Annotated in this window: 12 protein-coding genes; 7 read left to right on the top strand and 5 right to left on the bottom strand. The window is 71.6% G+C overall.

The window, feature by feature from the left end:
* Positions 1-7: 7 nt before the first annotated feature.
* From AMA02S_RS37005 to AMA02S_RS36985, 5 genes are all read left to right on the top strand, one after another.
* The gene (locus tag AMA02S_RS37005; RefSeq protein ID WP_067468777.1) at positions 8-496 is read left to right on the top strand and encodes a cysteine dioxygenase; all 489 of its coding nucleotides are present in this window, start codon (positions 8-10) and stop codon (positions 494-496) included.
* 102 nt (positions 497-598) lie between these two features.
* Positions 599-1231, top strand: coding sequence for a class I SAM-dependent methyltransferase (locus AMA02S_RS37000; RefSeq protein WP_067468774.1), 633 nt, complete (start codon positions 599-601; stop codon positions 1229-1231).
* 87 nt (positions 1232-1318) lie between these two features.
* Positions 1319-2773, top strand: coding sequence for a sugar porter family MFS transporter (locus tag AMA02S_RS36995; protein ID WP_067468771.1), 1455 nt, complete (start codon positions 1319-1321; stop codon positions 2771-2773).
* Positions 2774-2951: 178 nt separating this feature from the next.
* Positions 2952-4937 carry a threonine--tRNA ligase gene (thrS, locus tag AMA02S_RS36990; RefSeq protein ID WP_067468763.1) on the top strand — a complete coding sequence of 662 codons (1986 nt, stop codon included), beginning with the start codon at positions 2952-2954 and terminating at the stop codon, positions 4935-4937.
* A gap of 50 nt (positions 4938-4987) precedes the next feature.
* The gene (locus AMA02S_RS36985; RefSeq protein WP_067468760.1) at positions 4988-5587 is read left to right on the top strand and encodes a hypothetical protein; all 600 of its coding nucleotides are present in this window, start codon (positions 4988-4990) and stop codon (positions 5585-5587) included.
* Here the strand turns inward: AMA02S_RS36985 and AMA02S_RS36980 are convergent.
* Entirely contained in the window at positions 5566-6333 is a 768-nt protein-coding gene (locus AMA02S_RS36980) for an Asp23/Gls24 family envelope stress response protein (RefSeq protein WP_067468757.1), read from the bottom strand. The genes AMA02S_RS36985 and AMA02S_RS36980 overlap by 22 nt on opposite strands.
* A 174-nt stretch (positions 6334-6507) precedes the next feature.
* Between AMA02S_RS36980 and AMA02S_RS36975 the strand changes: the two genes are divergently transcribed.
* Entirely contained in the window at positions 6508-7098 is a 591-nt protein-coding gene (locus tag AMA02S_RS36975) for an HIT family protein (protein WP_067468754.1), read from the top strand.
* A 78-nt stretch (positions 7099-7176) separates the two neighbouring features.
* Positions 7177-7578, top strand: a complete 402-nt coding sequence (locus tag AMA02S_RS36970) for a thiol-disulfide oxidoreductase DCC family protein (protein ID WP_067468751.1) — start codon at positions 7177-7179, stop codon at positions 7576-7578.
* A 27-nt stretch (positions 7579-7605) separates the two neighbouring features.
* Here the strand turns inward: AMA02S_RS36970 and AMA02S_RS36965 are convergent, their stop codons facing one another.
* From AMA02S_RS36965 to AMA02S_RS36950, 4 genes are all read right to left on the bottom strand, one after another.
* A complete protein-coding gene (locus tag AMA02S_RS36965) occupies positions 7606-8562 on the bottom strand; it encodes an HTTM domain-containing protein (protein WP_067468748.1) in 957 nt (318 codons plus the stop codon).
* Positions 8559-9014 (bottom strand): hypothetical protein, encoded by a 456-nt coding sequence (locus AMA02S_RS36960; RefSeq protein WP_084265992.1) that lies wholly within the window; start codon positions 9012-9014, stop codon positions 8559-8561. Before AMA02S_RS36960 ends, AMA02S_RS36965 begins: the two co-directional genes overlap by 4 nt.
* A 9-nt stretch (positions 9015-9023) precedes the next feature.
* The gene (locus AMA02S_RS36955) at positions 9024-9887 is read right to left on the bottom strand and encodes a polysaccharide deacetylase family protein (RefSeq protein ID WP_067468745.1); all 864 of its coding nucleotides are present in this window, start codon (positions 9885-9887) and stop codon (positions 9024-9026) included.
* Positions 9888-10056: 169 nt separating this feature from the next.
* On the bottom strand, positions 10057-12222 hold the full coding sequence (locus tag AMA02S_RS36950; protein WP_067468743.1) for an elongation factor G-like protein EF-G2: 2166 nt from the start codon (positions 12220-12222) through the stop codon (positions 10057-10059).
* Positions 12223-12461: the final 239 nt, after the last annotated feature.

Here is a 12461-nt window from a genome sequence, read left to right as displayed (position 1 = left end):
CGATCGCATGACCGTCACCACCGAATCGAGCACGCCCGCGAAACCGCCGGGCGGCGCGCCGTTCGCGCCGCCACGGCTGGCCGAGCGCGCCCGCGACCTCGCCCGTGACGCGGGGCAGTGGCTGCACCGCGTCCGGCTCGACCCCGAGGAGCGCTGGTACGAGCGGCTCCACCAGGACGCCGACCACGAGGTCTGGGTGATCAGCTGGCTGCCCGGCCAGTCCACCGGGTTCCATGACCACGGGGACTCGTCCGGAGCCTTCGCGGTCGTCCTCGGGACGCTGCGCGAACACCGCGTCCGCACCGCGCGTGACGTCGGTGCGGGCGAGGCCCGCTCCTTCGGCCCCGACTACGTGCACGACGTGCGCAACACCTCCGACGCACCGGCGGTGAGCGTCCACGTGTACTCTCCGCCGCTGTCGTCCATGCGACGCTACGACCTGGACGCCACAGGCGGGCTCGTCCAACTGGCGGACGAGTCCGCCGAGGACTGGTGAGCTGATCCGGGGCCCGTTCCGCGCCCGTCGCCTGAGGGCCGCGGGCTGCCGGAGCCGTCGGGCGATCTTGCAGCGATCGGCGGGGAGACGGACACTGCGGGGATGACCGATCTCAGGCATCCGATCTTCGCTCGGCTCTATCCGCGCCTGGACGCCGCCTCCGCCAAAGCGGGTGGCGACGCCTACCGCGCCGAGCTGCTCGACGGGACGTCCGGCCGGGTGCTGGAGGTCGGCGCCGGGTACGGGGCGAACTTCCCGCACTATCCCGCCACGGTGACCGAGGTGGTCGCGCTCGAACCCGAGCCGCGGCTGCGCGCGATGGCCACACACGCGGCCGGCCGCGTGTCCGTTCCGGTGTCGGTGCGTCCTGGGCTCGCCGAGTCCCTCGACCTCGACGACGCGTCGTTCGACGTCGCCGTGGCGTCGCTGGTGCTGTGCTCGGTGAGCGATCCGGTCCGCGCGCTTTCGGAGATGCGGCGCGTCCTGCGGCCCGGTGGCGAGTTGCGCTACTACGAGCATGTCCGCGGGCGGACGGCCCGCAAGATCCGGTTCCAGCGTTGCGCCGACCTCGCCTGGCCCCTCATCGCCGGGGGCTGCCACGTGTCCCGTCGCACGGACGAGTGGATCGCCGGCAGCGGCTTCACCGTCCGCGCCGAACGCCGGTTCGAGTTCCCGCCCGGCCGGCTGCCCAATCCCGCCTCCCCCCACGTGATCGGCGTCGCCGTCCGGGACTGACCGCGCCCGGGCCTCCTAGGGAAAGGGTTCGGGCCCTCCGGGTGGCTTGCTCGCAAATGCTCCTCCCACCTGCGAGTATCTGCCAGCATGACTACAGCGAGTAGCGGACGCCGTCACTCTCCGGAGCGTCCCCAGCCGTCGCGCCCGGCCGCCACCGCCGTCATGCTGGCGAGCGGGGCGGCGTTCGGTGGATTCCTGTTCGGCTACGACACCTCGGTGATCAACGGGACGGTGGGCGCGCTCAAGGATGAGTTCCACCTCGGCTCGTTCGTGCTGGGCCTCGTGGTGTCGGCCGCGCTGCCGGGCTGCGCGGTCGGAGCCTGGTTCGCCGGTCCTCTGAGCGACCGTATCGGCCGTGTGCGGGTCATGCAGATCGCCTCGGCGCTGTTCGTGGTGAGCTCGCTCGGCTCGGCGCTGGCCTTCAGCGCGGCCGACCTCACCTTCTTCCGGCTGGCCGCCGGCGTCGCGATCGGCGCGGCCTCCGTCATCGCCCCCGCCTACATCGCCGAGATCGCGCCCGCCGAACTACGCGGCCGGCTCGGCTCGCTCCAGCAGATGGCGATCGTGCTCGGCATCTTCGCCGCCCTGGTGGTCGACTACCTCATCGCCCGCGCGTCCAACGGCGGTGCGACTGGAACGTTCCCCTGGGGTGGCGACGCATGGCGGTGGATGTTCGCGAGCACCATCGTGCCCGCCCTCACCTACGGCGTGATCGCCAAGGCGCTCCCCGAGTCGCCGCGCTACCTGGTCAAAAAGCACGAAGTGGCCCGGGCGCGGCAGGTGCTCGAGAGGGTCATGGGAGGCGACGTCGAGGTGAAACTCGGCGAGATCGTCCGGTCTATCGCGGGGGACCGCCCCATCCGGCCGAGGGACCTGCGCGGCCCCCGGTTCGGGCTGCTGCCGATCGTGTGGATCGGCATCCTGCTGTCGGTGTTCCAGCAGTTCGTGGGCATCAACGTGATCTTCTACTACTCGTTCTCCCTGTGGCAGGCCGCGGGGCTGAGCGAGAGCGACGCCATGCTCACATCCGTGATCAACTCGGTGGTGAACGTGGTGTCCACGCTGGTGGCCATCGCGCTGGTCGACCGGATCGGGCGCCGCCCGTTGCTGCTCGCCGGCGCCGCCGGGATGGCGCTCACCCTCGCGACGCTCACCGTCTGCTTCGCCACCGCCCCTGTCGTGGACGGCGATCCGCACCTTGGTAACGTCGCCGGACCGGTCGCGCTGGTGGCCGCAAACCTCTACGTGTTCGCGTTCGCCGCGACGTGGGGCCCGGTCGTCTGGGTGATGCTCGGGGAGATGTTCAACAACGTCATCCGGGGCTCGGCACTGGCGGTCGCGGCGGCGGCGCAGTGGATCGCCAACTGGGTGATCACCACGACCTTCCCCGCTGTCTCGGGGCTTTCCCTCGGCCTCGCCTACGGCGTCTACGCCCTGTTCTCCTCGCTCGCGCTCCTGTTCGTCTTCCGGGCCGTCCCGGAGACCAAGGGGCGGGAGCTGGAGGACATGGACGACATCGCGGCGCCCGGCACCCCCTCGTAAGGGACTGCGCGTGCGCGCGGACGTCGGCTAGAGTGGCACCATGCGAGCCGTACCGGAGACGACGACGCCGGGCACACCCCGGCGCGATGGCCGCATGTCCTGACATTGCACGCGGTTGAGGCCCCGGGAGCGATCCCGGGGCCTCACGGCTTTCCGACCACCAGCACAAGGAGTTCCCGTGTCCACCGTGTCCGATCTGCGCATCACCCTCGGAGGAAGCGAGCGAGTGGTGCCCGCCGGCACGACCGCGGGGCAGGCGCTGGACGCCGACGGCCGCTCCGTGATCGCCGCCCGGGTCAACGGCGAGCTGCGCGACCTCGCCGGACCGCTGCGCGACGGCGACGCCGTGGAGCCGGTGGAGATCGGCTCGGACGACGGCCGGGCCATCATGCGGCACTCCGCGGCGCACGTGATGGCGCAGGCCGTCCAGGAACTGTTCCCGGAGGCCCGGCTCGGCATCGGCCCTCCGGTGGAGAACGGCTTCTACTACGACTTCGACGTCGCCGAGCCGTTCACCCCCGAGGACCTCAAGCGCATCGAGAAGCGGATGCGGGAGATCGTCAAGCAGGGGCAGCGGTTCTCCCGGCGCCCCGTCTCCGACGCGGAGGCCCGCGCCGAACTGGCCGCCGAGCCGTACAAACTCGAACTCATCGGCCTCAAGGGCGCGGGGCCCGTCCAGGACGCGGCGGACGGCGCGGACGTCGAGGTCGGCGGCGGCGAGCTGACCATCTACGACAACCTCGACGCCAAGTCCGGCGAACTGCGCTGGAAGGACCTGTGCCGGGGCCCGCACCTGCCGACCACCCGGGTCATCCCGGCGTTCAAGCTGATGCGGACCGGCGGCGCCTACTGGCGCGGCAGTGAGAAGAACCCGCAGCTCCAGCGGGTCTACGGCACCGCCTGGGAGTCCCGCGAGAAGCAGGACGAATACCTCAGGCTCCTGGAGGAGGCCGAGAAGCGCGACCACCGCAGGATCGGCGCCGAGCTCGACCTGTTCTCCTTCCCCACCGAGATCGGGAGCGGCCTCGCGGTCTTCCATCCCAAGGGCGGCGTCGTCCGCCGCGTCATGGAGGACTACTCGCGCCGCCGGCACGAGGCGGGGGGCTATGAGTTCGTCAACACCCCCCACATCACCAAGGGAGACCTGTTCGAGGTCTCCGGCCACCTCGGCTGGTACAAGGACGACATGTTCCCGCCCATGGAGGTGGACGGCGGCGACTACTACCTCAAGCCGATGAACTGCCCGATGCACAACCTGATCTTCCGGGCGCGCGGGCGGTCCTACCGGGAGCTGCCGCTGCGGCTGTTCGAGTTCGGCTCGGTGTACCGGTTCGAGAAGTCGGGCGTCGTCCACGGCCTCACCCGCGTCCGCGGGATGACCCAGGACGACGCGCACATCTACTGCACCAAGGAGCAGATGGGCGCCGAGCTCAAGAACCTGCTCACCTTCGTCCTGGACCTCCTGCGCGACTATGGGCTGGACGAGTTCTACCTGGAGCTGTCCACCCGCGACGACTCGCCCAAGTTCATCGGTGAGGCCGCCGACTGGGAGGAGGCGACCGAGGCGCTCCGCAAGGCCGCCGACGAGTCGGGGCTCGACCTCGTGGCCGACCCGGGCGGCGCCGCGTTCTACGGACCGAAGATCTCCGTCCAGGCCAAGGACGCCATCGGCCGGACCTGGCAGCTGTCCACCATCCAGGTCGACTTCAACCAGCCCAAGCGATTCGGCCTGGAGTACCAGGCGGCGGACGGTACCCGCCGGCAGCCCGTCATGATCCACCGGGCGCTGTTCGGGTCGATCGAGCGGTTCTTCGGGGTGCTGCTGGAGCACTACGCGGGCGCGATGCCGCCGTGGCTGTCGCCGGTGCAGGCCGTCGGCATCCCGATCGGCGACGCGCACGTCCCGCACCTGGAGAAGGTCGCCGAGCGGCTGCGCGAGCGCGGGATCCGGATCGAGGTGGACGCCTCGTCCGACCGGATGCAGAAGAAGATCCGCAACGCGCAGAAGCAGAAGGTCCCCTACATGCTGCTCGCGGGCGATGACGACGTCGCCAAGGACGCGGTGTCGTTCCGCTATCGCAACGGTGAGCAGAAGAACGCCGTCCCGATCGGTGAGGCGGTCGAGGAGATCGTGAAGGCCGTCGAGGCGCGCGTCCAGATATGACCGGCTGGTAACCTCGGCGGTCACCTGCCACGACCGGGGAGACGGTGCCGATGAAGTCCGCGAGGCGGGGACGCGGTGCCCCGCCGGTCCTCGTCCGGGTCGCCGGGTACGGCGCCGCCCTGCTGCTCGTGGCGGCGGCCGTCGTGGTCCTCCTCCTGCCGCTGATCCGTGCGGGCGGTGACGGCGCGGACGCCACCGGGGTGCAGGGCGCCTCGGGTTCCGGCGCGACGTCCGCCACCGGGCGGGCGGTCGCGCCGGGCGTGCCGTCCGGTGCCTCCGACCCCGTCGCGCCGACCACCTCCGTGCCCCGGCAGAGCGGAGCCCCGCCCGGCACGGACGGTGGGCCCCGCCTGCCGGGCCAGAACGGCTCCGGCACCGGGCTCACGTGGTGCCCCCAGGGGACGGCCTTCTACCGTGAGGCCGCCGGCGCCGTGGACGTCGTGATCACCGTTTCCGCCAGCGGTGCGGTGCGCGCCGAGCTCACGCTCCGCGGCTACGCGCCGCAGTCCCAGCAGGCGGCCGTCCGAGGCGGGGCCCCGCACACCTTCCACTTCGGGGGCGTCCCGGCGCGGCTCGTCCAGCGGGTCAAGGTCACCACGGTCTCGGTCGGGGTGGCCATGCAGACCTGCTACGCCCGCGCCGCCGTCTGAGCCGGGGGCTGGTACGCGCTCGTACCAGGAGGGGGAGCGGCCTCGGCGGTCACGCGGACGTCCTCGACCGCGACGTTGACCGCCGCGACCCGCATCCCGAGCATCAGCCCTGCGACCCGTCCGACGTTGGCCTGCACGACACGCGCCACCTCCATGATCACACTGCCGTATCCCACCGCGATGCCGAGGTCGAGCGTCACCTCGTCCCCGTGCAGCCGGACGCGGACGCCCCCCGCGCCGCGCCGCTCGTCGGCCCCCGGAGGCCCGGCGAGGCCGACCACCCCGTGCACTTCCAACGCGGCCAGCGCGGCGATCTTCTCGATCACCTCGTCCTCGATCGTGATGCGGCCGTCCGTCGGCGCCCCGCCCTCGCCGTCGGAGGGCGCCTCCGGCCCTGGTCCCTCGGCGTGCGGGCCGCCGCCGTGGAGCGGCATGGCGGGTGACACGGGCGTGTGCGCGGACGGGGCGGCGGGCGGACCGTGGAGGGAGGCCGTGTGCGGGGACGTCGTGTGCGGGGACGTCAGGTAGGGGGACGTGGCGTACGAGGAGGCGCTGTGCGTGGACGTGTCGTGGGAGGGCGTCGAGGGGGGCGCGGGTGCCGGGGAGGCCGGGGGAGGGGCGGAGAGCGGTGCGGCCGGCGGCAGCGGCCCGGACAGCCCGGGCGGGCCAGGGAAGAACGGCAGCGGCCCGGCCTCGGTCTGTGGCTCCCCACCGGTTCCGGCGTGGCCCTTGTCGAGGTCCGTCATGATCGCTCCCTGCGGTCGGTGAGGTGAACCATGGTGTCGGAGCGAGCCGTGAGACGTCACGGAAGTGGGGATTTGCGGGCGCGTCCCCGTCCTCGCGGGGGATCCCGGCTACAGGACAGCGGGTGTCCCTCTCTATGCTGCTGGTCAGGCCGTGAACAAAAGGAGACCGCTGCCTTGAGCGCAGAGCCGGAGAAGCCCGTCGGGACCGAACGCAACCCCCGCTTCGAGGAGGAGAGGGGCGGCGCGGGTGCGCCCGACAACTTCCAGCGGCTGTGGACCCCTCATCGGATGGCCTACATCAAGGGTGAGAACAAGCCGACCGGGATGGGCGCGGACGAGGGTTGCCCGTTCTGCGAGATCCCGAGGATGACCGACGCGGAGGGCCTCGTCGTGGCGCGCGGCACGTCGGTGTTCGCGGTTCTGAACCTCTACCCCTACAACTCCGGCCACCTCATGGTCGTCCCTTACCGGCACGTCGCCGACTACGCCGACCTGGACGAGCCGGAATACCGTGAGCTGGCCATGTTCACACAGCGAGCTCTCTCGGCGCTCCGCAAGGCCAGTGGCGCGCAGGGGTTCAACGTCGGCATGAACCTCGGGCTGGTGGCGGGCGCGGGCATCGCCGCGCACCTGCACCAGCATGTGGTGCCGCGCTGGGGCGGCGACACCAACTTCATGCCTGTCGTCGGGCACACCAAAGTCCTCCCGCAGCTGCTCCGCGACACCCGCCAACTGCTCGCGGACGCGTGGCCCCAGGACGTATGACACAGGACGTATGACAGGACCTATGACGCAGGAACGCATTAAGCAGCGACGTGTGAGGGACGGCGGGGAGGGGACGTCATGACCACGCGAGAGCGGCCCGTGCTGGTGTACGACGGGGACTGCGGGTTCTGCACGTCCTCGGTGCGGTTCCTTGAGCGCCGGGTGCCCGTGGACGCCACGGTCGTCGCCTTCCAGTTCGCCGACCTCGGAGCGCTCGGCACGACGGCGGGGCGGGCCGAGCACGAGGTGCTGTGGATCGACCGGCTCGGGCGGGTCAGCGGCGGTGCGGAGGCGATCGGGCGGCTGCTGACCGCGGCGGGCGGCCCGTGGCGGGCGCTCGGCGTGGTCATGCGGGTTCCGCCGGTGAGCTGGGCCGCACACGTCGTCTACCGGCTCGTCGCGAACAACCGGCACCGCATGCCGGGCGGTACCGCCGCCTGCATGCTCCCGGCGGCGCAACGGCCCGGCGCGGCCGACTGATCGACTCGGTGGCGGGGCGTCGGCCGGTCAGCTCGGCAGCGGCTGTCGGGCGTCCGCCGGCCGTGTGGCCGGTGCCTCGGTGCTCCCGCGCAGGCGCTCGGGCAGCAGCCCGGTGAGCCGCTCCAGCGGCAGGAACGCCGCCAACCAGATCGCGTGCGGCAGGAAGTGGATCGTCATCAGCGCGTACGTGACGGCGTGGAAGCCCGCGAAGAACAGCACCAGCAGATAGAGCGGTCGTCCGCGCAGGAACAGCAGTGCGGGCGAGGTCGCCTCCGCCAGGAACATGAACCACTGGCTGATCCTCAGCAGCAGCGGGTACTCGATGAAGCTGCGGCCGAACGGCGTTCCGCGGCGGCTCAGCGCCCACTGGACGGTCGCGCCGTTCTGCCACGCCGGGAATCCGCCGATACGTACCTTGGCCCACGCCGACAGGAAGTAGGCGGCGACCACCGAGACCTGGATGCAGCGGACCGACCAGGCCGACGCCTCGCAGCCGCGCCGGTCCCCGATTCCGGCGCGCCCGACGCTCGGCAGCACGAACAGCGCGATGACGAGCGCCAGGTGGTCGTGGTCGACCTTGCCGTACGACATGCTGATGGTGACCCACCACAGGTAGCCGCAGGCGGTGACGTAGCCGGTCAGCCGCGGCAGGACCCGGCCGGTGGCCGCGACGAGACCGGCGGCGATGGTGACCACCAGCAGGGTGTACATGGCGCCGGGGGTGGGCGCGGGCAGGTGCAGCCAGCGCGCCAGCCGAACCGGCTGGTACAGGTCGGCGGGCAGCCGCGCGTGCGCCATCGAACTGCTGGTCAGCAGCAGCATGTCGAACGGCAGGAACACGTATCCGATGATCCGCAGCCAGGCGATCCTGGCCCGCGGCATCGGCCCGTACCACCAGCGGCCCCAGTACGTGCGCCGCGGCTCGGCGTCCCGCTCCGGGGCTGGGGCGGGACCGGGCGCCTCCGGCGTCGCGGCGGCGGTCACCGCACGTCCCAGACGACGCGGTTCGTCCTGGTGGTCGACACCACCTTGCCGTGCTTCAACGTCTGGACCTGTTTCACGATGTAGATCCTGGTCAGCCGGGGCTCTCGGGGGTGCAGCCGGCGCTGCCCGTCGGCGATGCCCTGCAACAGGGACGGGTCGCGGACGAGCCGGGTCATCTGGCCCTCGATCTCGGCGCGCTTCATGCCGGACCCCACGGCGTCCATGGACAGCTTCACGTGCGTGCCCGCCGCGGTGTCGGCCTCCAGCCAGTGGGAGTGGATCTCGCCGCCGTCGTTGTCGACCGAGAACGCGAACTGCGTCATGGGCCCGAACGGGAAGTCGTCGTCGGCTCCGTACGCACTGCTCCAGAGCAGCGCTGCGATGCCGGCCATCGCCGTGGCGGAGCGCCACAGCCTGGCGCGTGCGCCAAGGCGGAGGGCCGGAATGTGCATCACACCACCCTAGAGCCGCCTCCGCGGCGTCGGCGCGATGACCGGCCGCGTCGACCCGGCGCCCCCACGGGTCCCCGCCTGCCGGAGCTGCGACACCGTGACGAACTCGAACCCCCGGGCCCGCAGCCCCTGGATCATGGCGGGCAACTGCTGGACGGCGACCTTGCGGCTCGGCGCGCCGACGTCGTGGGCGAGCAGGATCGTGCCGGGCCTGGCGTTGGTGACGACCGTGTCCACCAGTTCGGACGGCTCCTCCCCGAAGCGGCGGTCCTGCACCAGCAGCGACCACAGCGCGATGTCGTAGCCGTGCTCGGCGGCGACGTGCAGCGTGGTGCCGCCGAGCCGGCCCCACGGCGGGCGCAGCAGCCGCGGCTCCCGGCCGGTGACCTCCTTGATCGCCTCGTGGGTGCGGTGGATGGAGCGGTAGGCGCTGCGGTGACTCATCCTCGACAGGTCGTCGTGCTGCCAGGTGTGGTTGCCGATCTCGTGGCGGTCGAGGCGGCCCCTGACCAGGTCGGCGTTGCGGACGAGCCGGCTGCCGACGACGAAGAACGTCGCGGGGACCTTCTCGGCGTCCAGCGCGTCGAGGGCCTGCGGAGTCCAGCGCTCCATCGGGCCGTCGTCGAAGGTGAGCGCGATGAGGCGGCGCGCGGTGTCGACGGCCCAGATGACGTCGACCTGGCGCCCGGGCGGCTGCCAGGAGTCCACGGAGGCAGCCGACGCGGGCGTCGGCGGGTCCTGCTCGCGCCATGCCTCCTCGGCGACGAACCCGGCGCCGGCCGCGAGCAGGCCGCCGGCGGCGAGGCCGAGCCTCTTGACCACTCGGCGGCGCCCGGGCCCCTCGGGCCGCTGATCTTCCCCCGCGTCTTCCATAGCCCAGCCAGAATTTCACGGCGAGGTCCGAAGATGATCGCCCCGGGGGTCGAATCGGCGCTCACTCTCTGGGATGAGGCCGGGGTGTCGAAAGGATGAATTCCGCCGTGGAGCACCAGGCCGGAAGGGTCCGGCCGGACCTGGCCGTTCCGGCCTGGTGTCCGCGGGGCTAGTCGTCCCTGGACTCGGCGGCGACCTTGTCGGCCAGGTGGGAGGGGAGCGGTTCGTAGCGGAGGAAGGAGCGGTTGAAGGTGCCCGTGCCCTGGGACATCGAGCGCAGGTCGATCGCGTAACGGATGATCTCCAGTTGCGGGACCTCCGCCTTGATCATGGTGCGGCCGCCGGGGACGGCCTCGGAGCCGAGGACGCGCCCGCGCCGGGAGGTGAGGTCGGACATGACCGCGCCCACGTACTCGTCGGCGATGAGGACGGCCATCTCGTCGACCGGTTCCAGCAGCAGGATCGGCACCGCGCCCGCCGCGTCCTTGAGCGCCAGGGCGCCGGCGGCCTGGAAGGCCATGTCGGAGGAGTCCACCGAGTGGGCCTTGCCGTCGTGCAGGGTGACCTTGATGTCGACGAGCGGGTAGCCGGCCGACACGCCACGGCTCATCTGCTGCCGGAGCCCCTTCTCGACCGAGGGGATGAACTGCCGCGGCACGACTCCACCGACGATCTTGTCGACGAACTCGAACCCCGTGCCGGACGGCAGCGGCTCCACATCGATGTGGCAGATGCCGTACTGGCCGTGTCCGCCGCTCTGCTTGACGTGCCGGCCGAGGCCCTTGGCGGTTCCACCGAACGTCTCCCGCAGCGGCACCCGCAACCCGATCCGCTCGACCTCGACGCCGTAGCGGGTGTGGAGGCGGTCGATCAGCACGTCCGCGTGGGCCTCGCCCATGCACCACAGGACGAGCTGGCGGGTCTCGGCGTTGTTCTCCAGCCGCAGCGTGGGGTCCTCGGCGACGAGCCGCCCGAGGGCCTGGCTGAGCTTGTCCTCGTCCGCCTTGGACTTGGCCCGGATGGCGACGGGCAGCAGCGGGTCCGGCATCGACCAGGGGGCCATCACCACCGGCGCGGACGGGTCGGACAGCGTGTCGCCGGTCTCGGCGCGCGCCAGCTTGGCGACCGCGCAGATGTCGCCCGCCGTGCAGGACGCGACGGTCCGCTGCGTCTTGCCGAGCGGGGAGGTGAGGGCGCCGACGCGCTCGTCGACGTCGTGGTCCTCGTGGCCGCGGTCCTCCATGCCGTGCCCGGAGACGTGGACGACGGTGTCGGGGCGCAGCGTCCCGGAGAACACCCGGACCAGGGAGATCCGTCCGACGTACGGGTCGGAGGTCGTCTTGATCACCTCGGCGACCAGCGGCCCCTCCGCGTCGCAGGCGATCTCCTTCGGCGGGCCGCCCTTCACCGGCGTCACGGACGGGATCCCGTGCTCCAGCGGGGACGGGAAACCCTGGGCGATGACCTCCAGGAGTTCCTGCATCCCGATCACCGGGCCGGGGTGGTCCCCGTGCGGGACGGACGTGGCCAGCACCGGGTAGAAGCTGCCGCGCGCCACCGCGGTCTCCAGATCCTCGACGAGCGCCTTGATGTCGATCTCCTCACCGGTCAGGTACCGGTCCATGAGGCTCTCGTCCTCGCTCTCCTGGATGATCCCCTCGATCAGCGAGGCGCGCTGTTCGGAGATCTGGTCCAGGTACTCCGGGTCCGGCATGCACTCGGTGCGCTGCCCGGTGGAGTAGTCGAGGCAGCGCTGCGTCAGCAGCCCGATCAGGCCCTTCAGCCCATCGCCGTCGCTCGCCGGGAAGTAGAGCGGCAGCACGCCCTCGCCGAAGACGTCCTGGCAGGTCAGTACCACGTCGTCGAAGTCGCCGCGCTGCTGGTCGATCTTGGTGATGACGACCGCGCGCGGCATCTGGACGGCCGCGCACTCCTCCCACAGCATCCGGGTCAGCCCGTCGATGCCGTCCACCGCCGAGATCACGAACAGTGCCGCGTCGGCGCCGCGCAGCCCCGCGCGCAGGTCGCCCACGAAGTCGGCGTATCCCGGCGTGTCGATCAGATTGACCTTGATGTCCCCGTACTGGAACGGCGCGAGCGCGAGATTGACCGAGCGCTGCTGGCGCGTCTCGACCTCGTCGAAGTCGCTGACGGTCGTGCCGTCCTCCACCTTTCCCGCCCGCTGCACCGTGCCCGTCGCGGCGAGCAGTGCCTCCGCGAGCGTGGTCTTGCCCGCCCCCGAATGGCCGACCAGCGCGACGTTGCGCACCTTGTCGCACCCGCCGGCCTCCGGTGCCCTGCCGGGGGCTCCCGGGTGGCCTCCCTTGTCCGCCATGGCTACCTCCTCGGACGGGCCTCGCCGCGGAGGCCCGCGTGTGGCTGGGGCCGCGCCCCGCGGGCCGGCCCTGACGTCCGAGTGCGGCGTCCGACCTCCTCCAACGTGCGTGACCGGCGTCACACCCGTGTCAACACCCTTTCCCGTGACGGGCCGGATCACAAGGGGTGAACGACAAACATCCGTCATCTCTGCGGCCTGCGCGCGGGCCGGAACCCGGCTTGACCGTCCGCGGGCGG

Source organism: Actinomadura macra NBRC 14102 (assembly GCF_001552215.1).
GTDB classification, from domain to species: domain Bacteria; phylum Actinomycetota; class Actinomycetes; order Streptosporangiales; family Streptosporangiaceae; genus Spirillospora; species Spirillospora macra.
This window is presented reverse-complemented; position numbering and strand designations above follow the sequence as displayed.